Annotated in this window: 33 protein-coding genes; 13 read left to right on the forward strand and 20 right to left on the reverse strand. The window is 59.0% G+C overall.

The annotated features are described in order from the left end of the window. Window positions 1–55 precede the first annotated feature (55 nt). Window positions 56–430, reverse strand: coding sequence for a DUF6232 family protein (locus tag AWB69_RS18845; RefSeq protein WP_062087435.1), 375 nt, complete (start codon window positions 428–430; stop codon window positions 56–58). 232 nt (window positions 431–662) lie between these two features. Between AWB69_RS18845 and AWB69_RS18850 the strand changes: the two genes are divergently transcribed. Beyond that, on the forward strand, window positions 663–2,111 hold the full coding sequence (locus tag AWB69_RS18850) for a PIN domain-containing protein (RefSeq protein WP_062087436.1): 1,449 nt from the start codon (window positions 663–665) through the stop codon (window positions 2,109–2,111). A 473-nt stretch (window positions 2,112–2,584) separates the two neighbouring features. Here the strand turns inward: AWB69_RS18850 and AWB69_RS18855 are convergent, their stop codons facing one another. Next, window positions 2,585–3,604, reverse strand: coding sequence for a hypothetical protein (locus AWB69_RS18855; RefSeq protein WP_062087437.1), 1,020 nt, complete (start codon window positions 3,602–3,604; stop codon window positions 2,585–2,587). Between the two features lie 1,011 nt (window positions 3,605–4,615). Continuing rightward, window positions 4,616–4,834 carry a hypothetical protein gene (locus tag AWB69_RS45880; protein ID WP_075643945.1) on the reverse strand — a complete coding sequence of 73 codons (219 nt, stop codon included), beginning with the start codon at window positions 4,832–4,834 and terminating at the stop codon, window positions 4,616–4,618. Between the two features lie 210 nt (window positions 4,835–5,044). Between AWB69_RS45880 and AWB69_RS18865 the strand changes: the two genes are divergently transcribed. Next, on the forward strand, window positions 5,045–5,368 hold the full coding sequence (locus AWB69_RS18865) for a hypothetical protein (RefSeq protein ID WP_062087439.1): 324 nt from the start codon (window positions 5,045–5,047) through the stop codon (window positions 5,366–5,368). Between the two features lie 246 nt (window positions 5,369–5,614). Beyond that, the gene (locus AWB69_RS18870; RefSeq protein WP_062087440.1) at window positions 5,615–5,875 is read left to right on the forward strand and encodes a hypothetical protein; all 261 of its coding nucleotides are present in this window, start codon (window positions 5,615–5,617) and stop codon (window positions 5,873–5,875) included. A 59-nt stretch (window positions 5,876–5,934) separates the two neighbouring features. Here the strand turns inward: AWB69_RS18870 and AWB69_RS47815 are convergent, their stop codons facing one another. The 5 genes from AWB69_RS47815 to AWB69_RS18885 form a co-directional block, all read right to left on the reverse strand. Further along, window positions 5,935–6,111 carry a hypothetical protein gene (locus tag AWB69_RS47815; RefSeq protein WP_156528898.1) on the reverse strand — a complete coding sequence of 59 codons (177 nt, stop codon included), beginning with the start codon at window positions 6,109–6,111 and terminating at the stop codon, window positions 5,935–5,937. 186 nt (window positions 6,112–6,297) lie between these two features. After that, window positions 6,298–6,489, reverse strand: a complete 192-nt coding sequence (locus tag AWB69_RS18875) for a hypothetical protein (RefSeq protein WP_062087442.1) — start codon at window positions 6,487–6,489, stop codon at window positions 6,298–6,300. 70 nt (window positions 6,490–6,559) lie between these two features. Next, complete coding sequence (locus tag AWB69_RS47820) at window positions 6,560–6,733, reverse strand: hypothetical protein (protein ID WP_156528899.1); 174 nt, start codon at window positions 6,731–6,733, stop codon at window positions 6,560–6,562. Window positions 6,734–6,839: 106 nt separating this feature from the next. Then, window positions 6,840–7,043 (reverse strand): hypothetical protein, encoded by a 204-nt coding sequence (locus AWB69_RS18880; protein WP_031361269.1) that lies wholly within the window; start codon window positions 7,041–7,043, stop codon window positions 6,840–6,842. A gap of 56 nt (window positions 7,044–7,099) precedes the next feature. Then, the gene (locus tag AWB69_RS18885; RefSeq protein ID WP_062087444.1) at window positions 7,100–7,321 is read right to left on the reverse strand and encodes a hypothetical protein; all 222 of its coding nucleotides are present in this window, start codon (window positions 7,319–7,321) and stop codon (window positions 7,100–7,102) included. A gap of 289 nt (window positions 7,322–7,610) precedes the next feature. On the opposite strand from AWB69_RS18885, the gene AWB69_RS18890 reads away from it, so the two are divergent. Together AWB69_RS18890 and AWB69_RS18895 are read left to right on the forward strand one after the other, a co-directional pair. Continuing rightward, a complete protein-coding gene (locus AWB69_RS18890; RefSeq protein WP_062087447.1) occupies window positions 7,611–8,009 on the forward strand; it encodes a DUF1090 family protein in 399 nt (132 codons plus the stop codon). 69 nt (window positions 8,010–8,078) lie between these two features. Continuing rightward, the gene (locus tag AWB69_RS18895; RefSeq protein ID WP_063977854.1) at window positions 8,079–8,441 is read left to right on the forward strand and encodes a hypothetical protein; all 363 of its coding nucleotides are present in this window, start codon (window positions 8,079–8,081) and stop codon (window positions 8,439–8,441) included. A 15-nt stretch (window positions 8,442–8,456) separates the two neighbouring features. Here AWB69_RS18895 and AWB69_RS18900 read toward each other — a convergent pair whose 3' ends face one another. Beyond that, window positions 8,457–8,663, reverse strand: a complete 207-nt coding sequence (locus AWB69_RS18900) for a hypothetical protein (protein ID WP_062087449.1) — start codon at window positions 8,661–8,663, stop codon at window positions 8,457–8,459. Between the two features lie 88 nt (window positions 8,664–8,751). Next, on the reverse strand, window positions 8,752–9,438 hold the full coding sequence (locus tag AWB69_RS18905; RefSeq protein WP_062087451.1) for a TetR/AcrR family transcriptional regulator: 687 nt from the start codon (window positions 9,436–9,438) through the stop codon (window positions 8,752–8,754). A 172-nt stretch (window positions 9,439–9,610) separates the two neighbouring features. Between AWB69_RS18905 and AWB69_RS18910 the strand changes: the two genes are divergently transcribed. Next, window positions 9,611–10,096, forward strand: a complete 486-nt coding sequence (locus AWB69_RS18910) for a hypothetical protein (RefSeq protein ID WP_231937166.1) — start codon at window positions 9,611–9,613, stop codon at window positions 10,094–10,096. Window positions 10,097–10,108: 12 nt separating this feature from the next. On the opposite strand, the gene AWB69_RS18915 is transcribed toward AWB69_RS18910, so the two are convergent. After that, window positions 10,109–11,548, reverse strand: a complete 1,440-nt coding sequence (locus AWB69_RS18915) for a sensor domain-containing diguanylate cyclase (RefSeq protein ID WP_062087601.1) — start codon at window positions 11,546–11,548, stop codon at window positions 10,109–10,111. Between the two features lie 332 nt (window positions 11,549–11,880). Between AWB69_RS18915 and AWB69_RS18920 the strand changes: the two genes are divergently transcribed. From AWB69_RS18920 to AWB69_RS18945, 6 genes are all read left to right on the forward strand, one after another. Then, window positions 11,881–12,384 carry a YbhB/YbcL family Raf kinase inhibitor-like protein gene (locus tag AWB69_RS18920; RefSeq protein ID WP_062087453.1) on the forward strand — a complete coding sequence of 168 codons (504 nt, stop codon included), beginning with the start codon at window positions 11,881–11,883 and terminating at the stop codon, window positions 12,382–12,384. 121 nt (window positions 12,385–12,505) lie between these two features. Next, on the forward strand, window positions 12,506–13,873 hold the full coding sequence (locus AWB69_RS18925; protein WP_062087455.1) for an MFS transporter: 1,368 nt from the start codon (window positions 12,506–12,508) through the stop codon (window positions 13,871–13,873). A 140-nt stretch (window positions 13,874–14,013) separates the two neighbouring features. Further along, entirely contained in the window at window positions 14,014–14,277 is a 264-nt protein-coding gene (locus AWB69_RS18930) for a type 1 glutamine amidotransferase family protein (protein ID WP_062087457.1), read from the forward strand. Then, window positions 14,274–14,633, forward strand: coding sequence for a DUF1488 family protein (locus AWB69_RS18935; protein WP_062087459.1), 360 nt, complete (start codon window positions 14,274–14,276; stop codon window positions 14,631–14,633). Before AWB69_RS18930 ends, AWB69_RS18935 begins: the two co-directional genes overlap by 4 nt. A 67-nt stretch (window positions 14,634–14,700) precedes the next feature. Beyond that, the gene (locus AWB69_RS18940) at window positions 14,701–15,318 is read left to right on the forward strand and encodes a hypothetical protein (RefSeq protein WP_062087461.1); all 618 of its coding nucleotides are present in this window, start codon (window positions 14,701–14,703) and stop codon (window positions 15,316–15,318) included. 266 nt (window positions 15,319–15,584) lie between these two features. Next, on the forward strand, window positions 15,585–16,037 hold the full coding sequence (locus tag AWB69_RS18945) for a PA2169 family four-helix-bundle protein (RefSeq protein ID WP_062087463.1): 453 nt from the start codon (window positions 15,585–15,587) through the stop codon (window positions 16,035–16,037). Window positions 16,038–16,392: 355 nt separating this feature from the next. Here the strand turns inward: AWB69_RS18945 and AWB69_RS18950 are convergent, their stop codons facing one another. Continuing rightward, a complete protein-coding gene (locus AWB69_RS18950; RefSeq protein ID WP_062087464.1) occupies window positions 16,393–16,725 on the reverse strand; it encodes a BON domain-containing protein in 333 nt (110 codons plus the stop codon). Window positions 16,726–17,211: 486 nt separating this feature from the next. On the opposite strand from AWB69_RS18950, the gene AWB69_RS18960 reads away from it, so the two are divergent. Next, window positions 17,212–18,696 carry an RNA polymerase factor sigma-54 gene (locus AWB69_RS18960; protein WP_062087466.1) on the forward strand — a complete coding sequence of 495 codons (1,485 nt, stop codon included), beginning with the start codon at window positions 17,212–17,214 and terminating at the stop codon, window positions 18,694–18,696. Window positions 18,697–18,759: 63 nt separating this feature from the next. Here AWB69_RS18960 and AWB69_RS18965 read toward each other — a convergent pair whose 3' ends face one another. From AWB69_RS18965 to AWB69_RS19000, 8 genes are all read right to left on the reverse strand, one after another. After that, window positions 18,760–19,659: a YihY/virulence factor BrkB family protein gene (locus tag AWB69_RS18965; RefSeq protein WP_062087467.1), complete on the reverse strand. Its 900-nt coding sequence runs from the start codon at window positions 19,657–19,659 to the stop codon at window positions 18,760–18,762. 169 nt (window positions 19,660–19,828) lie between these two features. After that, window positions 19,829–21,271: an alpha,alpha-trehalose-phosphate synthase (UDP-forming) gene (otsA, locus tag AWB69_RS18970; protein WP_062087468.1), complete on the reverse strand. Its 1,443-nt coding sequence runs from the start codon at window positions 21,269–21,271 to the stop codon at window positions 19,829–19,831. Between the two features lie 200 nt (window positions 21,272–21,471). Next, a complete protein-coding gene (locus AWB69_RS49500; protein WP_075643946.1) occupies window positions 21,472–21,732 on the reverse strand; it encodes a hypothetical protein in 261 nt (86 codons plus the stop codon). 170 nt (window positions 21,733–21,902) lie between these two features. Then, on the reverse strand, window positions 21,903–22,190 hold the full coding sequence (locus tag AWB69_RS18980) for a hypothetical protein (RefSeq protein ID WP_231937168.1): 288 nt from the start codon (window positions 22,188–22,190) through the stop codon (window positions 21,903–21,905). Window positions 22,191–22,530: 340 nt separating this feature from the next. Continuing rightward, window positions 22,531–23,937 carry a sigma-54-dependent transcriptional regulator gene (locus AWB69_RS18985; RefSeq protein ID WP_062087472.1) on the reverse strand — a complete coding sequence of 469 codons (1,407 nt, stop codon included), beginning with the start codon at window positions 23,935–23,937 and terminating at the stop codon, window positions 22,531–22,533. A gap of 348 nt (window positions 23,938–24,285) precedes the next feature. Next, window positions 24,286–24,546 (reverse strand): hypothetical protein, encoded by a 261-nt coding sequence (locus AWB69_RS18990; RefSeq protein ID WP_062087478.1) that lies wholly within the window; start codon window positions 24,544–24,546, stop codon window positions 24,286–24,288. Window positions 24,547–24,631: 85 nt separating this feature from the next. Next, complete coding sequence (locus AWB69_RS18995; RefSeq protein ID WP_062087480.1) at window positions 24,632–24,949, reverse strand: DUF883 family protein; 318 nt, start codon at window positions 24,947–24,949, stop codon at window positions 24,632–24,634. 65 nt (window positions 24,950–25,014) lie between these two features. Next, complete coding sequence (locus AWB69_RS19000; RefSeq protein WP_062087482.1) at window positions 25,015–25,347, reverse strand: hypothetical protein; 333 nt, start codon at window positions 25,345–25,347, stop codon at window positions 25,015–25,017. Window positions 25,348–25,521: the final 174 nt, after the last annotated feature.

The raw sequence follows: 25,521 nt of genomic DNA on the forward strand, positions 1-25,521 counted from the left end.
CTCGCCGCTGCATCATGCGGCGGCGCTCCGTTGGCTCCGCGCTCACCACAGCTTGTCAGCCGCGAGCGATGATCGAATCGTTCAACGCCCTAATGATGCGGTCGATAAGGCCCTTGTCTTTGCTTTCTGTCGCTCGCGATTCGCCGGACGCGCTATGAATGACCACATAGTGCAAGTCCTTGACCATCACGGCGAGTGCTACGCCCAAGCAGAATGCAACACCGGCGGCGAGCTTGGCCGTTCCGCTATCCATCGCGAAGAACACGATCAGACCGATGATCGCGATTATGATCCCCGGTCCTCGGTTAGCCGCTTTTATCTCCCGTTTAACCGAGGTCACGCCGCTCATTGCGTACGTCTGCGCGGGCGTAATGAATCGCGCGTTGGTGATTCGCAGCCCGTTTTCGTCAAAAAAAGTTCTCTCATCCATTATTGTTCTCCGTGGTTATTCGCACGTTAAAAAGGTTTTGTCATCTCGGGTTAACGGACCTTGTCGTGAGAACTTTAGGTTGAGCGCGAAGCGTTTCCAGCAATGAGGTGGCAGCACGGGTATGTTGACGAAATCAAAACGTGACCGAAAGGCGAGGTGTACGATTACCTGCCGCGCGAATAGAAATCCGCGTCCTAATGCGACAACTAGACAAATTAAGACCCGCACAACAATGAAATATTTTTCGCCTGATACGAACTTCTTCCTTCAGTGTAAAGACTATCTAACGCTCGACTGGTCTTTGCTTTCAGGCGACGAGGAAATTCGCCTTGTCGTTCCGAGGACCGTTCTACGCGAACTCGACAAACATAAAAGCGGCGGCAATACGCGACGAGCCAGCAGGGCGCGAAAAATCTCATCGATGATTGACGAGGTGCTCGAAGCGGACGGCTGTCGAATGACAAAGGCACAGGCTAGAGGGAAAACGATTACGATCGAGTTACTGTTTCCGCCCGCGTTGGTCGCAGACTTATACCCACAGTTAGACCTATCGAATCCTGATGACCGGATCATTGCCGAAATTCAATGGTTCTCCAATGAGCACCCCGAGAATGAGGTCGTTTTTATAACCGACGATTCAGCGGCGAAGCAAACGGCTCGTGCAGTGGGCATACTATATGCGAAACTCCCTGCCGAATGGATGCTGGCTCCAGAACCGGACCAGCGAGACAAAGCGATCGCAGAAATGCGGCAACGCATCGCGGCATTGGAAAGCGAAGCGCCCGTGCTCCATTTCGAGCACGCCAACGAAACATCCGGGCCACCTATATTCGAATTCACCTTCTTCGAACCATTGGATGAAGCGAGCATTCTGAGGCTGATCGAACTGGCGAAGTCCAGCTATCCGATGCAAACTGACTTTTCCGGAAAACCTTCTATGGAGGGCTGGCCCGCTCATCTCCGGGGCACGGAGGCCATAGGGTTTGCATACGCGGCGATCGGCACATTGCCTCCGAGCGATGCCGATATACAGCGGTATCAAGAGATTGATTATCCGAAATGGTTGTCCGCCCTTGAGCGGCACCTGGAAACTGTACACGACGACTTTAACGATCTCCTGGCATCGGTAACCATATCGATGCTGAACGATGGTAGCCGTCCAGCAAATAACCTACTGGTGGAGTTTAGTATTGACGGCTCTGCCGTCTTTATCTCGCCCGAGGCTGAAAAGAGCGAACCAACGCCACGAGCCATCGCGAGTCCACCGTCGCCACCGAAGCGCAAACCGATAGTTTCTTCGGTGATGGCTGAATGGGCGATGACGAGACAAATACCGGCGATGGACTTTACGGCGTACAAGCTTCCAGAGATGCACCGAATTAAAGAACGTGATCCGAATTGCTTCTATCCGAAGGACGGCAGCACTGCCGCTTCGACAAGTACGCTGGCCTTCGAGTGTTCGTCTTTTCGGCACAAACACGCACCAGAGCAATTTTCCCTATCGATACGTCCTACTAAGTTCGATGCAAGCGAAGCGGGTGCCGTAATACGGTGCACGGCTCACGCCGAGAATGCGGCACAAGTGGTCGAACTGGTAGTTCCAGTCCGTTTTCGAATCCTTCTTGGCGATACGTTTGAGCGAGCCCGCAAGCTAGTTCGGCGCATACCGCTCGAACTGTGAGCTTCTGGGGTGGTTCGGCTAGTTCTGCTTTCAAACATTTCAGATAGTCAGCCAATGCTTGCAGCAAGCGGCGGCGTTCCGTTGGTTCCGCGTTCGCCACAGCATGTCATCCCCCTTGGAGCCGCATGATTTCACAAGGGATTGTTTCAAGAAACCCTCTTCGCTGTTACGGCCTGAGCTATCGCTTCGCGACCATCCCTGCGCTACGATAGCCTGTCCTTAGGCGATGGCCCTCTCAGCGTCGATGCCCGACCCGCCCTTTAAACGGCGGGATTTTTTTGAGCGCCCTACTTCCCTTTTACCCGCTCCTGCGCGATCAAACGCTGCGCAAGCGTCGGAGGGGTATCCGCCCGTCTCCCGGAGTGGAGATGCCAAAAAGCGCCTCAAGCTTATCCCCGTCCAAGTGTGAGTGGTCAAGATCTTTGCTACGATCCAATGAAAACCGTTTTACGAACTAACGGAGGTCGGTGTGATCAACCCTCGATCGAGGGACCCGCTTCATTCTCCACATGCCCCAGATAAGCAGCCTTTCCTGAGCGGTAGAAATCAGATAGTTCCAGCAGGCGACGATAGTAGGCAAGCAAGAGTTTTGCAGAGAGGACCCAACTATCGCCACACAACGCGTACAGCCGATCCATTTGTTCGAAAGAGATAGCTTCAGCAAGTTGCACACAGCTGTCTCTTAGGAAGACATCAGTTTCGCTGTCAACGGCCGCCTCTTCGCTGGTCCGGCCGAGCAATTCTCGACTGGACATCTGTCTACGCAGTTCCTGATAGAGCTTGTAAGACTTACTGTCTCCGAACGTCGCGATCTCTCTATGAAGGGCCTCGATTACGTCGGTTGCAGCCCGGAGTTCAATTTTTCCCGGAGACGCATACTTGATTTTCGACACAACGACACGTTCGGGCGCCGGTATAGCGTCGTAAAGATCGCGGTAAAAGTTTACTGTGCTGTAGCCGCCCCGCCATGGATACCGCTGAAACATGTCGGCCACGCCAGCAACATGCTCACTCACGCCGCGCATTACAGCATGGAGGAACGCATAGGGGGCGGCCAGGACTTGCGGATATTCAGCAAGGTCTTCAATGTCCCATCGTCCGTCAATAGCTACGCTGACAGACTGTGATGCGGCATGCTCAGTTTGATAGCCATGCGTGGCTTCCCAAAAGAAACCGCGATCCGGCAACCATTCGTTTGGGAGCGGATCTTTATACCTGCGAAAACGAGCAACTGACTCGTGTCCAAAATATGAAAAAAGGACGAACTTTGGTTTTCGATTGCTTGTTAGGGCATAGTGCAAATCGATCCGGCCGGTAAGAAATTGGCCGAGGTGCTCCTCACCGATTCGAGCGCCAAGGAACCTACCAGCATCTTTAGCGTCAGGGATCGCCACGCAAAGAAAAGACGCGTTATAGAAGTCCTTACCAACGATAATTTGTGGCCCATCGTATTCGAGGAGGGTCTCGTCGATATTTATGTCGGACCTATGCATCGCACACTCCACCGACTCCCGCGATTACGTCGAATCAGAGAAAATCCACCAGTCGACATGATGTCCTTTTTTTACGATGACGCCGGCGTCGGCACTCAGTTGCAGACAGGCGACGTAAATTCGATCACGGAGCTTCGGGAGTTTTTTCAGCTGCTTTGCTCCAGTGATATCCGTAAAAACTGAACAAGCCGAAGCGCGACAAACGAATTCCGCCGGCCGATTTGTAAGGTCAATCGTCTTGAGCTTTACTTGTGAGTCGAAATCGTCCAGCAAAGGAGGATTTGATCGGACGGCTCGATAAACTGCAAGGCCGTTCGGTGCTACAGCCGACGAAGGCGGGCATTGGTCTGGGAGGGGCTCTCGGTACATGGCGTCTTTTTATAATTTCTTTTTGGAATTCGCGCGAGTCTAGCAGACCATTTGTTAGGTGTCGCTCAACGTTTGAGCGACACCGATCATACGCAAAGGGGTATTTTTGGGGGTATAAATCCAAACGATCCCGCACAAATCCATATCAGTGTTGAATCCGTGATTCCTGCCGGGGGACCAGTCCCATGCCAGCCGCCCTTTATCCGCAAGCAACGCGGCTTCATCAGGCGTGATTCTGGCGTAATCAAACTCCGAACCCATCCTCGCGAATCCGAGCTCCGACCGATCACCTTCTCGGCCTATAAGCCCGTCGTCCATCGGCGAATGCGGGAAAGCGGCGATTGCCAATTGCACTGGCCCACGCAGCTACCCAGCGAGTAGCGAGAGTCTTCTCAACCTCTGACTCGGCGAGGTTGAGACGGTCGGTCGCGAGACGCAGACGCTCCAACGCGTACTGCTTGCGAGAACATTCCCGGCATCGACACGAGGCGTTTTTTTGCATCGCTCACGGGTGAAAGACGTGGAAGGTAGCGAGCTACAACTCACCTACGCGTGATACTACCGCAACAAAATACCGTCGAACGCAGCCAGGATCCGCTTACCCCCGGGTAGAGATTATTTACAAGCGCCGTTGCAGGCAAGTCAGTTGCATGTGCTGTTATCTGCAAGGCTGGCTAGCGCCTGGCTCCCGTCGGTGCGTGCAGCGTCTTCAACCGAGAAGGTTTTCTCACTGAACGCAATTACTTTGAATCCGGATCCCATCATTCGCGGGACGGTAATACCCCAATGCCAGCCGCCGGCTTGCTCGAACACATGCAATGCGGGGGCGGTTGGAGTATGTGAGGACTGAGAAGTCGTCATGGCACATTCTCCCGTCAGAACAGAACTGCGAGCGCAAATGCAGACGCCCGTTTTCCAGTTTATACATATTTTGCTGCATCGCAATATGAGACCGTGGCGAAAATGTCAAATCTGCTCACGTCACAATTTTGAAATATATTCACCCGCATTTGCTTATGCGATTATGAATTGAATAGCTTTTCATCTTAAGATTGTGATCACGGGGGTTCCATGAGTAGCCATGTGCTTATTTGGGCAGCGGTGCCGCACAGCAGTGACGGCGTCGTCTTCCAGGTTCGTATGGTCCACGGACTTCAACGTTTCCATATGTCGCGCCGCGTGCTCGAAGATGTGTTCGACCTCGAGCCACGAGCTTCAGACGCGAGACAACTCGAACTCTTCTACGAATTTCTAGAGCGTATCCTCGTTCGAGCCAGCAAGAGGCGTCCGATTGCCAGTTCGGACACGGTCGCACTTCACGCAACTGACTTCATCCCACCGAGCAAAAAGGAAAGTGGATCGAATGTGCATGCAATCGCACGAGGTGCGATTTAAGCAACGGCGCGGCAGAGTTCTCGCATCGATTTATCTCACACCGTCTCACCGACTTTCCAAGCCTCGTAAGCCTCGTGCCGCGAGGCTTTTTTGTGTCGTTATGGTCTTAGGGGATTTCCTGTATCCGTCTCTGCACGGCTTGTTGCCCGGCCCGCTTATCCCACTGCACGAGGGCCGCAGAAAGCGCTACTCTTAGCGAACCCTGTACCGCCTCGCAGGGTTTCGATTTTTTTCCGGGACCCGACCATGGCCACGACCTTCACCGTTTTCAAGGCTCAACTCAACATGCTGCTTCGCGATCAGCCGCGCGGCATGACCGCGGACCTGACCGATTTTGCGGTTGCTTATTGGGACGGGCGTCAGGTGGTGGGAGCCTATCTGCGAGACGCAGGCCATGTCGACGAAGTGTTCGACCTTGACGAGAATGCTTTCGAGCAGTGGCGTGACGAGTTTGTTGCGTGGCTAGCCAATCCGCGCTTCACAAGGCGGCCGGACCTGCTTGCATAGATAAAGGGGAAACGGGAGAAGCCGCCGTTCAATGCCGGCGGAGATCCGTGCGCTGATATCTACCGGGCGCCGACCCAGAATTCGTCATCGAGTGCCTGGAAGAAAAACGCTTCCAGTGCGTCCTCCGACAAATCGTCGAGCGTAATGCCGCGCATGCGGCAAAGCACGTGGAGCGTCTCGTCGGCGGCAATGACGAGATTCCTAAACGCGGCGGCAGTGGGGTTGGTCGTGTCCATGCATCCGCTAACGGCCTCTGCGAACGAAACTTTAGACCCAGATGCGTGATATTTTCGATTAACCACGCCAGACCGGATCCTGACGTGCCACCGTAATAAAACGTAAGCAGTCCACGCCCTGGCGCTCCGCGAAAAAACATCCTGGCGCCCATTGCAAACGCCGTCACATCGGTCCCAATACGATCCTTAAGTTCGATCGCCGAGATAAGCGGCCCCACCGAGCTCGTCTTCAAGTGCATTAAAAAAGAACTCGCCCAATTCGGCGTCCGACAAACTGTCGAGCGGAATCTGCCGCAAGCGGCAAAACAATTCCAACGCTTCGTCGGCCGCATTCAATGCGCTGCGGGTATCGGTATAAGCCAGTTTGTCGAGGTTCATGAGCGGAATAATGGCGCACGTCTATCGGACTTTGATGTCTCGCTGAAGCTTGAAGAACCGCTGATCCCAATCACCAGGGGCCGACGATGTTATCGCCGAGCGCATGGGAAAAGAATTCGCCTAACTCGTCATCGGAGAGTTCTTCGATATCAACCCCACGCAGGCGGCAGATCAATTCGAGGGTTTCACCCGCAGCCCGGATGAGGGCGCGGGAGGCTTCGGGAGTGGGTTCTTTGGTATCCATGCCAACACTAACGGCGTCGACGCAAGGAACTTTAAGCCCGTATTAGCCACTACCTGAACGGCAGCACCGGGCAGTGTTCATGAGCGACGTCGAGTCAATCAAGCGGTCACTCCGGTTCCACCGGAAAACGCCGGTTCAACTCACGTTTCGCCCAGTGCAGCGCTTCGTTTTCCGCGACATTGCTGGTCGGCGCCATCTCGCCCGCATTCGTCTTGAGCGGCAAGCTCCCCGCCTGCACGGACCAGTCCCAGCGGGTGCCGCGTTGTTCGACGAACACGTCGATGACATGTTCATTGTGCATATAACGCATGATGTCTCCCGTTGGCAGGGCGCGATCCTAGCATGATGGTGCGTTCGGGCTCGCCATCAAGCGCCATGCGCCTCGCACCAGTCGAGCGCCCACGCCCGGGCGCATGCAATGGCGTCACCGTCGTTATCGAACGCGTCGATGTCGCCCGACTCATGTTTCTCCGGATGCCCCTCGCCCGTTGCCGGCATACGGATCAGGCGAGCCTGCGCGTAATACAAGCCATCCTGATCGTGTCGAGAGCGGCAGTCGATGTGAAAACCGTTGTAATCGAAACGCATCGGCGTATTCCTCGCGAAAATGTGAACGTTTGACAGGTTCCAGCAGGTTCGCGCAAGACGCGTTCCGCATGGACGCGCAATCACGTGCATTACTGGCCCGCACACGGTTATCGTATTGGCCCCATCGGTCCCCATAAACTCGTTAAAATACGCCGACTCTGCCGGGATGAACGGATAAGCGAGGGCTATTTATTAATACCCCGCCCCGTCGCGACCGAACGAGAAAATACCTCGTGTCGGATTAGACACCGTTTGCCCCTGCCCAATCTCGTCAGCCACGGATTCCGATATGAAATTGCTTGCCGCTGTCGCCTTCAGCCTGTGTTTGTCGACCGCACGCGCATCGCAGGAAACCGATGCCTGCGATGCCCATCGCCAGGCACTCGAAAGGCAAATGGCCACCGCGCTGGAACAGGACAACTCGGGCCAACTTGACGCACTGCAAGCCGAACTCAACAAGACCAATGCCGAATGCACGCCCGACGCCATTGCGCAAAAACGTGCGGATGCATTGAGACGCCACGACAGCGCCATAGCCGAGGCCAGGAATCGCTTGCGTGATTGGGAAGCCGAACTGGAGCGGGCCAGGAAAAAAGGCACGGATCAACTCAACATTGCGGCCTGGGAACGCAAGGTGAAGCGTGCGCGCTCAGATCTGGACCGGGCAATGGCAAGGCCCATTCGATAAGCCGCCAATTCGGGTTTGTACCGACCTGAAATTCGCTAAAGTTTTTTCCACCACTACCGTTAGGCATTGATGGACTCAATCATCGACATCAAACTCCAAGGCACGCCGTCCGCGCTGTTTGCGGACCAGGAACTGACGCACCTCGAACTGGTGATGCGGCGTTCATTGATCGACGATGCCCTGAGCCCCATCATGCCGCCGACCTACTGGCGCGAGAGGCTTGCACTGGTCGCGCGGAGTTCGCATCTTACGCACACGCAGATCCAGACGGTTCACCGGCTGTATTTGCAGATCGATGCACACGAAGCCAGCAACCGGACGCGCGACACTGCCCCCGAATTCACGCCCAATCTCACGTCGCCAATACTTCCCGTGCCACGTATGGTTCTGCAGCCGAACCCGGCACGTCCCTCAGGAAACGACGGTTCGTAAGCAGGTTCCAGGCGCTCAGTGCCGGTGCCGAAGCCACCAGTCGCGTAACGTGCCGTAGCTGCCATGACTGCGGCGGCCCAGCATACGTTTGCGGAATCCACCACGCCAGTCGGGCGCCAGCACCGCGATCGAAAGCACGGCAAGAGCCGCAAGCCCAACGAGGATATTCGCTAAACCCTCCATGGCGCCCTCCATGTCGGTCGACTGCCATGATTCAAGCATAGGTCAAGCGCCCGTAATTGGGGGCGCAGACCGCGGACTTGATCCGCACGTCGCGTGTCATCGAACAGTCTTCGCGGCGGCGCTGGATTCAGCGCTGCATGAACCGCATGACGGCCTCGACAATCATCTCGCGATGCCGGGCCCGCGATCTCGCTCCAGATGGATCACGCCCGAAAGCGACGGCGAAGGTATGCCGGTTCGAGACGCGATGAAAACACAGTGAGCTGATAAACAGATGCAGGTCCACGGGATCGACGTCGCTGCGAAATTGCCGCGCCGCGACGCCACGAGCGATCAGGTCTGCGATGGTTTTCACTACGCTTGCGTTGCGTGCCCTGAACGTCTTCAACTGGCTCACGTACTTCGCGCCATGGATGTTTTCGATCGTCACGAGACGGACGAAATCGCGCTCTTTATCGTGGAAGTCGAACGAGAATTCGACGAGCTCGCGCAAGCCCTCGCGCGGGTCCATGGCGTCCAGATGCAACGACTGTTCAAGCGCGCGGATCCTGCCGTACGCCTCCTCGATAACCGCTTCGTACAGCCCTTCCTTGCTTCCAAAGTAGTAATACAACATGCGCTTCGTTGTATTGGTGCGCTCCGCAATAGCGTCGACCCGTGCGCCGCTCAAACCCATTGCCGCGAACTCCTCGGTGGCAATGTCGATGATGTTGCGTTTGGTTTGTTCCGGGTCGTACTTTCGTTTGATGTCCGGTGCCTGGCTCCGTACCTTGCTCGAACGAACCGGCGCTGCCACTTTGCTTGCTTTTTTCATCGTTTATTGTGCAGAGCGCCTTGGGGTAGAAAAGATTTTAGCATGGGCATTTGGGCATTGATCGCGGGGGAATTCTTCACGCAAACCCTTGTTTCAAGGGGTTTCTCCGGGGTTTCGCTATACTTCCGCAGAATTTTGCAGACCCCGGCTGCACGCCCCCACAAGGACCCGAATGACTCACAAGCAAGCCCTGCCGCGCATTGCGTCGGCCTTCAACTCGATGCTCAGGCCAGCGCTGATTACATGCGTGATCGCAGGTAGCGCGTACGCCAAGGCGTTGAATGCCAACGCACAAACCGCGCCTGCCCAGCAGCCGTTTCCCGCTCAGGCGCTGCCGCCGGGCCATCCCGGAGTGCAGCAGCCGTCACCGCAAAGTCTCGCGGCCGAAGGCGTACGGACAAGCGCCAACATTGCGCGCGGCGCAGCAGATATCTGCAACATCGACCGCAAGAAAATCGATCGGTTCAAGGTGCTGACGCGCAAGAATTTTCCCGCCGCACCCGATTTCGACGGCGAGTGGAATCTCGGCTACAAGGAAGCGCAATCGACCGTCGATCGCTTCGCGGCGATGAAAACCAATAACCCCACCGAGTATGCAAAAGAGATCGGCGAGGCGTGCCCGGCGCTGACCCAGGGTATCGACGACCTGACGAAGTGACGCCGCGAGGGCTTAGCCGGATGCGCCGTAATGAGCGCGCTTTTCGGCATACATGACGGCATCGGCGCGCTGCAGCATGACTTCCAGCCGCTCGCCGTCCTGCGCGGTAGCCGCCCCCATCGCAAAACTCAAGGGCATACCCGAGTAGAACTGGTTATTCACCTCAAGCAGTTGCCGGATGCTTTCGATCACCGCAGCGCCGCCGCGTTCGTCCATGCCGGGCAGGAGCAGCACGAACTCGTCGCCGCCAATACGCGCGGCGTGGCTCGGCTTCTCCACCGCCTTGCTGAGTACTTCGCCCGCGCGCCGCAACAACGCGTCACCGGCTGCGTGGCCGAGTTGATCGTTGACGGCCTTGAGACCGTTCAAATCAACGGCTACCGCGGTCACAGGGAACGGCCCCTTGCGCTCAAGCCGGTTCATTTCATCGATGTAGAACGAACGGTTCTTGAGCTTCGTCAGCGCGTCATGCTTGCCGAGAAATTCCAGGTACGCCTCCGCCTTCTTGCGCGCGGTAATGTCGGTGAGCGCGACAAGAACGAGATCCCAGTCGGCCTCGTGACCGGGAAACACCGAGAATTGCAGATGCACGTGCAACTGCTGCCCTTCCAGCGAATAGTTGACCACCTCGCGCTGATGGAAAAGCCGGTTCTCCCATAGATCGATGAGCTGCTCCTGGAAATGGCCCACCATCTCGTCGCGGAAGACGTCGCCGAGGCGAGACAGCAAAACGGCTTTATCCGGTGCGCAGAACATGGTCAGCGTGTGCTGGTTCACGTCGAGCACATGAATTTCCTGCATGCAGCGCTCGATGAATTCCGGATGCACATTCGTGAAGGTCCGGAAGTCGACAATCCCGCGTTCACGTATATCGTCAAGCAGCGCCTTCACGGTGCTGAAGTTTTCAACCCACAGGGAAACGGGCGAATGCTCGAACAGGCCGCGCGCATAAAGCTCGCTCAGCGCGGCCTTGCGGCGCACATTCTCCAGTTCGGTAATGTCCTCCACCGTCACGAGCACGCGGTCCCAGGTTGCTTCGTGGCCCGGCAGGATCACCGCTTTCAGCAACACGTCGAGCCGCTTGCCGTCGAGCGTGTAGTTCACCGTCTTGCTGGTGAAGGCCGACAGGCCCGACCACAATTGTTCGAGTTCATCGACGTGAGTCAGCAGCATGTCGTCGCGGAAGACGGTGCCGAGATTGCTGACCAGATGGTCGACATCCTTCGCGCCGAACAGCGTGAGCGTGCGCTGGTTGACCTTGATCACCCGGATACTCGACGAGCATTCGGCAACCCGGGCCAGGTCCTCAAGCAGAAAAGCCCGTAAATCGGCAATGCCTTGCGCGCGCCAGCCTTCGAATATCTCGCGCACGGCGCTGAAATCCTCGAGCCACAGCGAAACGGGCGCGAGGTCGAACATATCGGCATCGTCCGCCGGTGCGTTCGACGCCATTGTCAATGCCGCTGCCACAGTCTGCAAAACGCGCCCCTGGTTGCTCGGCATGTCCATCCTTTTCCGATGATCCAGCTTGATATGGTCCGGTTCCGCCATTTTATGCGCAGACGTGGCGGAAAAAAGCTGAACGAAATAGCGCAGGCGACACACTCGCGGCAACGTTGAGCAACAATGGATGCACTACAGGCATGTTTGCTGCACGAAGGCGCTGAACGGCCGCAGGCCATGCGGCCTCCAAACGCCCGCGCGAACGGACTGAACGCGGCCAGGCGCCGGGGTTTCAAACCCCGTCAAACTCCGTTAAACCCCGTCAAAGGAGACACCCTTCCATGGCTGACTTTCGCATCTGGTCCGATGAATTCGCGGCCAACGGACATCTCACGAAGAATCACGAGTTCGATCAGCAAGCATTCGGCGTAGACGGCAAAAACGTCTCGCCCGCGCTGCAATGGGACGGCGTGCCGCCCGAGGCCAAGAGCCTCGCCGTCACCGTCTACGACCCCGACGCGCCCACCGGCAGCGGCTTCTGGCACTGGATCGTGGTGAACATTCCGGTGGACACGCGCTCGCTGCCGCAAAACGCCGGCAAGGCCGACGGCAGCCTGCTGCCCGCCGGCGCGCTGCAAATGCGCAACGACTACGGCACCGTCGGCTTCGGCGGCGCCGCACCGCCGCGCGGCGACAAACCGCACCGGTATATTTTCCGGATCCATGCGCTAAAGGCAGATCACCTGTCGCTCGATGCCTCCGCGACCAATGCAGTCGCGCGTTTCATGACGCATCTGAATGAGATCGATTCGGCGACCTACACCGGCCTGTACCAGTTGAAATAAGCGCCGGAACACGGGGCCGCGCGTTGGCTAGCCTGGCCGCGCGCGGCCCTGCGCGTCTTGCAGTAACCCGTCTGAAAGGCGCGAGCCTTACACTTCGCCGCTCCCCTCTTCTTCCCTACCGATGGACGCAGAACGCGGTCTTCCTCTTCCCCAGCGCTATTGGGCCATCCTGGTCGTGGCGCTCGGCATTACGCTCGCGGTACTCGATGGCGCCATCGCCAACGTCGCGCTTCCGACCATCGCCCGCAATCTGAACGCCAGTCCCGCCGACTCCATCTGGGTCGTCAACGCGTATCAGCTCGCCATCACAGTCTCGCTGCTGCCGCTCGCCTCGCTCGGCGACCGGATCGGCTACCGGCGGGTGTATATGTCCGGACTCGCGCTATTCACCATCGCGTCGTTCGGATGCGCGCTCTCGGGCTCGCTCACGTCGCTCGCCATTGCACGGGTGATACAAGGCTTCGGCGCGGCGGGAATCATGAGCGTCAACACGGCGCTGGTGCGCATGATCTATCCCTCCGAGCATCTGGGCCGCGGCGTGAGCATCAACGCCTCCGTGGTGGCGATCTCGTCGGTCATAGGACCCACGGTCGCGTCCGGCGTCCTCGCGGTTGCACCCTGGCCGTGGCTCTTCGCGATCAACGTGCCGATCGGTGTTGCCGCATGCGCCGTTGGCTGGCGAGCGTTGCCGCGCACGCTGGGACACCGGCAGCCTTATGACTATCTCAGCGCGGTGATGAACGCGGCGGTGTTCGGCCTCGCGATCACCGCTGTCGATGGGCTCGGCCACGGCGAACATCGTCTGTATGTGGTCGCCGAGTTCCTGGTGGCCGGCGCGATCGGATACTTTTTCGTGCGGCGCCAACTGACGCAGGCCGCGCCGCTCCTGCCTATCGATCTGCTGCGAATCCCCGTGTTCGCGCTGTCGATCGCCACCTCTTTTTGCTCGTTCACCGCGCAGATGCTGACGTTCGTCTCGCTGCCGTTCCTGCTGCAGGAGACCTTCGGCATGAGCCAGGTGCAGACAGGATTCCTGATGACGCCGTGGCCGCTGGTGATCGTATTCATCGCGCCACTCGCCGGCATGTTGTCCGACCGGTATTCGGCGGGCATGCTCGGCGGCATCGGGCTGGCCATCATGACGCTTGGCTTGCTGCTCCTCGCGACGACCGGTGCGCATCCTGCGCCCTTCGATATCGCGTGGCGCATGGCGCTGTGCGGCCTCGGCTTCGGTTTGTTCCAGTCGCCGAACAATCGCCAGATGCTGTCGGCGGCGCCGCGTCATCGCAGCGGCGGTGCAAGCGGCATGCTCGGCACTGCACGGCTCTCCGGACAGACACTGGGTGCGGCGCTCGTCGCCCTGATCTTCGGCATTGCACCGCAGCACGGCACGACCATTACGCTGGTTGTCGCGGCGGGCTTCGCTGCCGCGGCGGCGATGGTCAGCCTGATGCGCATTTCGCGCAGCGGGACGCCCGCGACCGCCTGAAGCTATCGCATCCGCTTCTCTTATCCAGACCTGCACTACAGCTTCGCATTACAGCTTTGTAGGCACACCCTTTGCTGAATTGAACGAACATGGCCCCGCACCTGGGGGCCGCTTTGTTCAATGCATCAGGGAGCTTATTCATGGCTGATTCCCTCGCCAGTTGCAGGGTCGTGATTCTCGCTGTGGATGGCTTCGAACAAGCCAAACCCGTCGCGCCGCGGAACGCGCTGAAAGCAAACGGCACGCAAGTCCGCGCGATCTCGCAAAAGCCGGGACAAACTCAGGGTTTCGTGCAGACCGACAAGCGCGACATGGTCAAGGTCGACGTCCACGCGCTGCCGATTATCAAGCATCACTACGCAATGGCGCAGCAACTCGACAGGCTCAACGGGGTGACGCCATGACGGCCTCCTCCGCTTCGCTCACCCCCTCATCCTTTCCGCAACCCCGGCCGGCCTACGAGGACTCGACCATGCATATCCGGTTTTCCGACGACGCCCCCACCTACGACGGCGACGATCTGGCGCTTCATTTCACTGCGCTGATCGACGCCCAGCCGGTCGTGTGTTCCATCACCGCTGAAGCGCTCGAGGATCATTTCGGCGCCGCTTCCGCACGGGAAGACGATCTGCTCCCGGCGTTCGAACGGGGCCGCGCAAGAATCCGCGCGGTGTGTGCGGAAGCGCTTGACAGCAATGGCGGAGAGAGCGTCGTATTACGTAGCGGATTGTTCCGCGTGGCGGGCATGGAACCGGAGTGAGCGCGCGCTTCGTCCGTCATGGTTCATCAACGCGTTTCATTGAAACAAACGCTTCCTGGAGGTCCTCATGTCCCTGATCATTGCAGGACGGTTTCAAACCTTTCCCAAAGCAGAAGCCGCAGCCCAGCGCCTGTTCGCGAACGGGTTTGTCGAAGAAGATGTCACGCTCTTTTATGTCGCCCCGAGCGGCCAGCACGCACTGATCGAAACGGGCGGCGACCACCACGCCGACGCAGGTGCCAAGGACGCATCGAAGGGAGCGGGCAAGGGCGTCACGATTGGCGCGGTGCTCGGCGCAATTGTCGGTGCAGGCATTTTCGTGTTGACCAAGGCGCCTTGGCTCGCCGCGGTGCTTGCTGCCGGAGCAGGCGCTTATGTGGGGTCGCTGATGGGTGCCATGTCGCATGCGCGTTCGGGCAAACGCGATCCCGCCCAGTGGACTAGCGCAGAGAATCACGGGTCGGCCAACGCCCTTGACGCGAGGCATTCCGGTGTTGTCGTAGCCGTGCATGTCGGACCGGAATTGCAGGCGCAGGCAGCAGCCATTCTTCGTGACGCGGGCGGCATAGAAGTCGAACGTGCATCGGGCCAATGGCGCAATGGCCGCTGGGCCGACTTCGATCCGGTCAAGCCGCCGGAACCGGTTCGCGAGTTCGCCGAACCGCGTGCGTCAGTTGGTAGGTAGTTGGTGCATAAGGTCAGGTGATTCAGGTCGCTTCCCGGGCGGCCTGGATCACTTTCACGCAAAGCACATGCTACATATTGGCTCTCTCCTTCAAGACAATGCGTGAGCACGAAGCGCGGCTTGTCGCGGCTTGTTTGTACCGATTCGCGACGTCGGGCCCCGTCGGTCAGGCGATATCGGGCACGGCCGTTGCGACTCCCCTGTGGACCGCGATGCAGGGATTCAGAGGTCCGCGGGCTATCTTCGATCACTCACAGGAGGTTCATATGAGCACAAAAGTCGTATCGGTATTGAACGATCTGGTTGAAACGTCGAAGGACGGCGAAAAGGGCTTCCGGAAGGCCGCGGAAGACACCAAGAACACGACCCTGAAGCAACTCTTCGCAGACCGCGCCGATGACTGCGCGCGGGGTGCACACGAGTTGCAGGATGTGGTCGCAAGATTGGGCGGAAAGCCGCAGACCGGCGGCACGGTGGGCGGAGCGTTGCATCGCGGCTGGGTGGACATCAAGTCGGCGGTGGCCCATCGTACCGATCACGCAATCCTTGAGGAATGCGAGCGCGGCGAAGACGTCGCGAAGAAAAACTATCGTGACGCTCTGGACAAGGAACTACCGGCGGACGTGCGCGCTATCGTCGAGCGCCAATACCAGGGCGTAATTGAAAATCACGACCGTATCCGCAATCTGCGAGACCAATACGCCGTCGCCAAGCCGTAGTTATTGGTCGTATGCCACCATCGAGCCGCTGCGTTGAAATCCGCGGCGGCTTTTTTGTTGGAGCGCATGTTCATATACCGATTCGTTATACGTAGTAAATTCTCGGATGACCGACTCGCCGCGCGAGAGACAGCGCACCAGACACAGCAATATTTTTCGTCCGAGTCACGGGAATCACCTTTTCCTGAGGATCTGGTTCGTTGATATTGAATCGAGACCAGAGCAGTTACGAGTGACGGACATCGTCGTTATGAAAATTCGTACTTCTTACTAATTACTTCCTGCCGCAGCCCGGTTGGCAACCAGACAAAAACAAAACGGGCAGCGAGCACGCTGCCCGTTTTTTCTACAACACTTACTCTACGATTTTCAGGTGATTGCGCACCGACGCCACGCCGTCCACCTTCGACACCACGTCTTCCGCGCCGCTCTTGTCTTCAGCCGACGGCACCGTACCGGTCAGCGACACCACGCCTGCACGCGTCTTCACATGGATATGCGTCGACTTTACGTTCTTCGCGCCCAGCAATTCCGCCTTGACCTTGGTGGTGATTGCCGTGTCATCGACCTTTGTGCCAATCGACGTGGAGGCGCCTGTCGACGTCGTGGCGGTTTGTGCACTGACGTTGAGTGCGAACACGACACACGCGATACCGCAGGCTGCCTTCAGGATTTGGGTCGATTTCATCGTTGCTCTCCTTCTAGAGTGATTTAAAAAAACTGCGGCGTTACCGCTGTCTTATTCGAGCGCAGGCCGCCTCGTACGGCCGCAGCATCCTTGCTGCAAAGCCCTGCTCGTTTTCATACCGGTAGCGCCAGGACGCTACCGGTAGTGATAGGTCATACGCAATCAGCGTGCCGCATGGTCCGCTGCAACGGGCAAATGTAACCCGAAAGCGCGTTGAGACCGCGCGCGACAACGCCTGGCCGCTTTTTTATCGATGCAATGTTTATTCATGGAGGAGGACTCGGCCTGACCCTTCATACCCGCAGTGCTTTTGCCTGTTCGCGTGTAAAAAGTGCGCGCATTTGGCCGCCGATCGAACGCCTCGGCATGCCGCCGACGAACGAAAATCGTATTGAAATCTAGTGCTCACGCACTCTGCAGTGTGCATGGCATGACTGTTGCTCTTAAAGGACCCACGAAAGTCCCAACATTGAGGAACAACACGCAATGCCGCCTTCCCTCGAACTACGCACCAAGCAAAGTCTTGCGCTCACGCCGCGCCTTCAGCAATCGGTCCGTCTGCTGCAACTTTCATCGCTCGAGTTTCAGCAGGAATTGCGCAACGCGCTTGATACGAACCCCTTCCTCGAATACGACGAGACGCAAGCGGAAGACAACGCGCTCTCCACCGACAACGGCAACTCCATGGGCGACACGCCTGTGGCCAGCGACCAGACCGCGCCTGTCGACGCCCCCATGAGCGCCGAGAGCAACACCGACACATCGGACAGCAGCGACTCGTCGTCGCACGAGGATTCGATGAACGAGTTCTCGTCGGACCCGTTCGGCCGGACATCGACACGCAATAACGGCGATGGCGAAGGCTCCGACCCGGCTGACTGGGTTCGCATTGAACCGTCGCTGCATGAAACGCTGCACGATACGCTGCGGCTCTATCCCATCAATGATCGCGACCGGGCAGTGGCGCAGCTCATCATCGAAGCACTCGATGACGACGGGTATCTGCGTCAGGATCTCCAGGAACTGTCGGAGCTTGTGGATATCGAGCCGGCGCTGTCAGAAGAAGAGTTGAGTATTGCGTTGAAGCTCGTGCAATCGCTCGACAAGCCTGGCGTGGGGGCGCGCAACCTGTCCGAATGTTTGTCGCTGCAACTCGACGCGCTGGATCCGGAAACGCCCGGACGCGAAGTCGCACTCGAGATCGTCACGCATCATCTCGAGCGGCTTGCGCGACGCGAGCAAGCCGAGTTGCAAAAGAAGATCGGCTGCAGCGCGGAAGAACTGCGCATTGCCTGCGCGCTTGTGCGCAAGCTCGACCCGAAGCCGGGTGCGAACTACGGCGCGGCGGAAGACAACTATGTGGTCCCCGACGTGATCGTGCGCCAGGTCAAGAAGAACTGGGTCGTGACGATCAATCCGGCCGTGCTGCCCCGCGCCCGTATTCATCGCATGTACGCGGAATTGTTCGCGCAGTCGGCTGGCACAAGCCGCTCGCCGCTTGCTCAGCAACTGCAGGAAGCGCGCTGGCTGATCCGCAACGCGCAGCAACGCTTTACGACGATCCAGCGCGTGGCGGAATGCATCGTCTCGCATCAGAAGGCGTTTTTCGACTACGGTGAAATCGCGTTGAAGCCGCTGGTACTGCGCGATGTCGCCGATGAACTCGAACTCCACGAGTCGACCATTTCCCGCGCGACAGGCAACAAGTACATGTCCACGCCACGAGGCATTTTCGAGTTCAAGCACTTTTTCCCGCGCGAACTGAGCACCGAAAGCGGTGGCACCTGCTCGGCCGCTGCCGTGCGCGCCCTGCTGAAGGAAATGATCGCGAAGGAGAGCAGCACAGACCCGCTGTCCGACGTGAGCCTCGCGAAGATGCTTGCGGATCAGGGCGTGATTGTGGCGCGCCGGACCGTGGCGAAGTACCGCCATTTGATGAAGGTGCCGCCGGCGGAACTGCGTCGCGGTTGAAGTAAAAACGTCCGTCTGCACGGCCTGTAAAAAACGCCCCCGGAAGACTTCCGGGGGCTTTTTTTATCGCCAGCCGGAGACTCTTTGCGTGCGTCTGCGCGCGATCATTGCCGATACCTCCGCGCCCAGCAGGAAGACCGCCGCCGAGTAGTACAGCCACATCAGGATGATCGCCAGCGACCCCGCCGCACCGAAGGTATTCGCCGTGCCCGCGTGCTGCAGATAGAACGCGAAGAGCCGTTTCCCTCCCTCGAACAACACCTCCGCGGTCAATGCGCCGAGCGCGGCATCACGCCATTGCATACGCGCGCTTGGCAGGAATTTAAGCAGCACCGCGAAAGCGAGCACCATCATCAGCAAGGAAATGGCGCGCTGCGCCACCGCCGCGATCAGGTAGGACGGGCCGCTCGTGCCGAGCACCCATTGACCGACCAGGACTACAAGGGCGTCGAGCACGAGCAACGCGACAATCAGCAAGGCCGCCCCCAGGACAAACGCGAAGGAGATCGCCCGGACCCGCAGAAGCGCGATGATGCTGGCGCGAGTGCCGGTGATAGGCGCGGGCCAGATGACGTTGAGCGCGGTGTAAAGCGATGAAAAGGTCGCCGACGCCCCGATCAGCACGCCCACCCCCGACAAGATTGCAGTGCGCGTGGCTATGTCCGCATGCCAGGCGTTGGCGACGATCGCTTCCAGGCCGTGCGCGGCGTCGGCGCCTACTATTCCGGCAATTTCACCGAACAGACGCCCCTGGACCGCGTCGGCGCCGAAGAAGATGCTTGCCACCGCAATGATGATCACCAGCGTCGGCGCCAGGGAGAAAGCCGCAAAAAATGCGATTGCAGCCGAAAACATCGCGCCGTGGTCCTGCGACCATTGGACGATCGGGTCCTGTATCCAGGACCAGAAGGACTTTAGTCGTTGGTCTTTGGCTGCTGTGTTCAAGGCTTGGCGCTCCCGCATATATCGCTTCCGCGATGGTAGCGCGAATTTTAAGTTTGGCCGCGGCTGTCGGATTGGCGGAGATTCCTGCCAGTTTATTTAGTATTTCTTATTATTTCCCGTAAACAAACAACCCCGCGTCGTTTTATCGGCGCGGGGCTGGATTCGTCTTACGTTTTTAGCTCTGCATTTAGCTCGACGCGCGCGCCGGGCGTTTCGCCTCCGTCACTTGCCGCACCGCTTTCTTCGTGACCGACGCAGCCGTTGCCACGCTGCGCAAATCGCTCAGGAACGAATCGCGCCACACTGACAGATTGTTCTCACGCAGCGGCGCCATCATGTCCGTATGACGCGCCTGCCGCTCGGCGAGAGGCATGGACAGCGCCCGCTCCAATGCCTCGGACATCTGCGACAGGTCGAACGGATTGACGACCAGCGCGCCCGGCAACTGATCCGCCGCGCCGGCAAACTGCGACAGCACCAGCGCCCCCGGATCGGCCGGGTCCTGCGACGCCACATATTCCTTCGCCACGAGGTTCATCCCGTCGCGCAAGGGCGTCACGTACCCAACCTGCGACAACCGGAACAAGGCCATCAGCAAGCTGCGATCGTACTTGCGATTGAGATACTGGATTGGCGTCCAGTCGAGCTGGGCAAAACGGCCGTTGATGCGTCCAGCCTCCCCTTCCAGGTTCTGCCGGATGCGCTGGTACGTCTGCACGTCGGAACGCGTTGGCGGTGCGATCTGCACCATCGACACCCGCCCGTGCCACCCCGGCGCGTGCAGCAGCAATCGTTCGAATGCCTGGAAACGCTCGGCAAGCCCCTTCGAATAATCGAGCCGGTCCACGCTCATGATCAGCTTGCGGCCGCGCAAACTGTCGCGCAGGCTCTTCACCGGCTTGCGATTCGAAAATTGCTCGGCGGCCTTTGCAATGGCGTCCGGATAAATGCCGATCGGATAGGCCCCGACCTTCAGCATGCGCCCGTGGGCCTGCAGCATCCCGTCTTCGCTGAGATGCCCCAACTGCCCGCGCTCGATGTAGTCGACAAACGACTGCTTGTCCGACTCGGTCTGGAAACCAACGATGTCATAACTGCACATCGCCTTGATCAGCTCCTCGTGTGGCGGCACCGTACGCAGGATCTCAGGCACCGGAAACGGGATATGCAGGAAAAACCCGATGGGATTCATGATGCCCGCCGCCCGGCATTCCTGCGCGAACGGCAGCAAGTGATAGTCGTGCACCCAGATGATGTCGTCGGGTTCGAGCAGCGGCTTGAGCTGTTTGGCCAGCGCCTCGTTGACCCGTGCGTAGCCGGCATATTCCTCACGATCGAACCGCGACAGGTCGTTGCGGTAGTGAAATGTCGGCCACAACGTCGCGTTGGAAAAGCCGCGGTAGTACTGGTCGTAATCGCGCCGGGTGAGCCCGACGGTCGCATACGTCACGTTGCCACGCTTCTCGATGACCGGCGCCGAGGCCTCACCCACAATCTCGCCGCTCCAGCCGAACCACACACCGCCTGTCTCCTTCAACGCGTCCAGAACCCCGATCGCCAAACCGCCTGCGGCAGGTTTGCCTTCCTGGATCGGCGCCACGCGATTCGATACCACGATCAATCTGCTCATTACTGCTTCACCTCATCAGTTGTCGTTGCTCGTTCGAATTGACCGACATAGCAATGCAAGACACGTGCCTTTTTTACAATTTGGAAAATAAAAATTGTGTATAAATGTGACAGGCGAACGAAAACATGCGGCGATAACGCGCCACGCAGAAGATTTTCATGGTGGCGCACATCGCGCAATCCGGCTGCTTCAGGGCCGGTTCAGGCGTCTTGCTCGGACCCGAGATCCCGCTGGTAGTCGATTCCTTCCTTTCGGATGCCACCCTGGTTATGGTCGCCGTCCGGCGGCACGCCCGGCGCCGGGCGGTTCTGCCCGGCTGGATCATGGGACGGCGGCAAGGCGCCTGGATCGGCCGGATCGGCTGGAGCAGCAACGTCGGGCGGGATCATTTTGGCTGGATCGGGCCGCGGCTCACGCTTCGATGAATGGCGTGCTGAACGACGAAGTGCGGGGTGCCTCATGGGTGCCTCCAGAAAAGAAGGCCGTCGGAGAAGTGTTCGGCGGCGAATTACTAACAAAATCCTGCAGAAACGACCGGACCCAATGTTTAAATCCGGTCATTCTTGCCTAATGCGTTGTAATGCCTACAGCGGCGATGAAATATGTTCAAAGTCTCCGCTAACGAGCGGTTTCAATGCAGCGTTCCCGGGACATGCGGCGAAAAATGCGGCGTTTCGTTCGGCCCCGGAGGCGGATCGCCGATCGGCTGACTCGGCGGTGACGGCGGCTCGCGCGTCGGTTCGGGAGTGGTGTCCGGGGGTTCTTGCGGCGACGGTGGCGGCGGCGTATCGGGATTGAATGGCGGGTCGGGTGGCTGCGGTGTCTGAGCGCGGACTGGCGTGAAGTACGCCGGCCACACAACACGCGACACATGCAGTACGTTCCGGGATTGGCGTTGATGCGAGACGAGATCGGTCATGGCGGGCCCCCTGGATCTTATGATGATGACACTCGTTCGGCTCGGGCGCAGCGGCCAATCCGGCCAAGGACTCTCGGCCGGGCTCTATGCCGGCGAGGTAGCGCTCCGCCCGCGAACCAGGCCATTGCGTCACAGCAAAGGCCATTCCCCAGGTTCAAGTCTCTCTCATTCAACCCACGGGCCTTAAAACATTATCGGCGCTGCATTCGCGCACACCAACGAAAATCGCCCGTCCAAAGCGGACATCTTTCGAAGTCCCAATGACACGGGCGTCTCACTTCATCCACTAAACGTCGCCGGCAATTACGTCAGCGATTACATCGCCAATCAACCCTGACGCTCAGGAGCGACCCGCGTCGGCATCGCCTACTTCGCTGGCTTCGCTTATCGCCGCCTTGTTCGCTGCGTCCTCGCCGTACTCGACCAGCCGGTTGTACAGCGTCTTCAGGCTGATCCCGAGAATCTCCGCCGCCCGTGTCTTCACACCGCCGCACTGTTCAAGCGTGGCGAGGATCAACTGGCGATCCGCTTCGGCGAGCGACGTGCCGAAGGCGATGGTGACGGCTGTTCCCGCCGACGGCTTCGCCAGCGAGATCTGCAGCGGCACGGTAGCGGTACTGTCCGACTCCGCGCCCGACATGATGTACGCGCGCTGCACGTAGTTCTTGAGCTCTCGCACGTTACCCGGCCACGGATACGACGCAAGCATGTCGCGCACCGAAGCCGGAAACGTCTTCTTGGTGTTGTAGCGGGAATTGAGCTCGTCTAGGAACGCCTGGCCCAGCAATTCGACGTCCGTGCCGCGATCGCGCAGAGGCGGCAGGTTGATCGGGAACACGTTGAGCCGGTGATACAGGTCGAGCCGCAACTTGCCTTCGAGTACCGCCTGCTCCGGGTCGCGATTGGTCGCGGCGATCAGGCGTACATCCGTCTCGAGTTCTTTCGTCGTACCTACCCGCATGAACATGCCGGTCTCGAGCACGCGCAGGAGTTTCACCTGCAATTCGATCGGCATCTCGGTGATTTCATCGAGGAACAGCGTGCCGCCGTTCGCGCGTTCGAAGTACCCCTTGTGCTGACGATCCGCGCCGGTGAACGAACCGCGCTCATGCCCGAACATCTCGGACTCGATCAGGTTCGGCGAGATGGCTCCGCAGTTCACCGCAATAAACGAATGCTTGCGGCGCAGGCTCAATTCATGAAGCGTCTGCGCCGCGACTTCCTTGCCCGTACCCGATTCGCCGATCAGCAGGACCGAAGCCGCCGTGGGCGCTACCCGGCCGATCTGGTCGTAGACCGTTTGCATCGCGGGCGAATTGCCGAGCATGAGGCCAAAGCGGCCCATGCGGCGCAGCTCGCCACGCAACGTGCCAATCTCCGCCTTGAGGTCGCCGGGACGCGGCAGACGGCTCAGGATCGCCTTCACGCGTTGCATGTTGATGGGTTTGACGAGGTAATCCGTCGCACCCATCTTGAGCGCGCTGACCGCGGACTCCACCGTGGCGTGTCCGGTGATGACGATGATTTCCACGCCGGATCGGGGATCGAGATCCTCGAACAGGTCCACGCCCAAACCATCGGGCAACTTGAGGTCGGTGAATACGACATCCGGCGTCTGGCGCACAAGCTGAATCCGCGCTTCGCGCAGGTCGCCCGCCGTAGCCGTCGTCAGTCCGTCTTCGCCGATGATCGCGGCTAGTGCCTCGCGGGTACTGGGATCGTCATCGACAATCAATACGTGTGGCATGCGTCTCGAATTTATCCAAAGCGTTGAGGGTCACACGGCGCAGAAAGCGTCGTGGAGATCTCTGGGACGGTGCTTATGAGAGCAGTACGCCGCCAGGCCGAATGCGCACTGAGAGAAACTCAAGTACGCCGAAAGATGAAAGTCTTTCCGGTTTCGCGAATGGCGCCTGGCTGCATCGCGCAATTATTGCCATATAGCGAACTTATTACTATGAGTTAGTCGATTATAAGGCTTTATCAAGATGAAACGCACGCCGGGGCGTGCGTTTCGAATAACCCATTCACCTCATGAGCCGGGACTCCGGCTGAGTGCCGAAGGCGCAATTGATCGGGCAGATGCGTGCCTGTATCAGCTATGCGGAAAATGCCACGCTTCCGGCGTGCTGCCGAGCGCGCCATTGCCCGGGCTGTTCGACGGCTTGACCGGCGCCGCAGGCGTAGCACTTGAAGCGCTGGCCGGCGTGACGACCTTGCCGCCCTCGCCTTCCCAACGATGTAGTTCACGCGTACCGCGTTTTGCCGCATCGCGCTGCGCTTGCGCCCATCGCCAGGCAAGGACGCTGCCTATGGCGAACAGCGCACCGAACAGGCCGAGTTTGGGTCGTGCCATTGTGTTTCCTCCGTTTATCGCGGTTGGAACGGGTGGAGTGGTTGGAGCGGTTAAAGCAGTTAGAGCGCTTACGACGCTCAGGCGGCTATCGCGAAACCAGGATGCCGGCCAGAAAGCCGATGCCCGCGGCAATGCCGAGCGCCTGCCACGGGTTGTCGCGCGTGTATTGCACGGTGCCGTCCAGGCTCGCGCGATACCGCTCCTGCGCACTGGACTGCGCTGTTTCAAGCGCATTGCGCGCTGCATCAACGTGATCCCGCAGGCGCGTGCGCAGCGCGTCGACCCCTTCGGCGGGCAACAACGCACTGAGCCGGACGAGCTCTTCGGAATCGTTCAGCAAGACCTTGATGTCTTCGATGATCTTTTGCTTGCCCAGCGACATCTGGGCCGTGGTTTGACTCATGTTATGAAACCCCTTGCCATTAACGTCGAATATCTCTGATGAATGTGCCGTCGGGTGCGCTCGCATCATGATGCCCGGGTATCCCGTGGCGCCTGATGTTCCGAACGCCGCAGCCGCATTGCGCGCAGCATGGCGCCAAGCACAAGCGCGCCACCGAGCGCTGCGAACACCGCACTGGTGATGCTCGCTGCCCGCGTCAGCGCCGGTGTGCCGGCAGCGCACGCCATCACCGTGCACATCAGCGCAGTCACGAGCGCGACAGCGGCCCAGTGATAAAGATTGATCGGTTCGGCCGCCACGAGTTCCGGACGTCCTGCCGCGCGCTGCGGCACTCGAGCCCGGCGGACGGGCCGCACGCGCTGTTGCACGGGAATGTCGAAATGAAGGGAATCTTCCATGGCTTGGTGCCGGAAACCGGCCTTTCAATTGCAGATGCCACCCATGGACGCAGGTTTCGTTCCATCCCGGTCAAGCGCATACGGCGGTGACATTGGCCCTCCGCTTGTACGCAAGCAGACCGGCTGGACAACACGTCTGACGCGTAACAATTACGTCTGGCGCCCGCAATTTCA

The organism is Caballeronia udeis, from assembly GCF_001544555.2.
GTDB lineage: Bacteria > Pseudomonadota > Gammaproteobacteria > Burkholderiales > Burkholderiaceae > Caballeronia > Caballeronia udeis.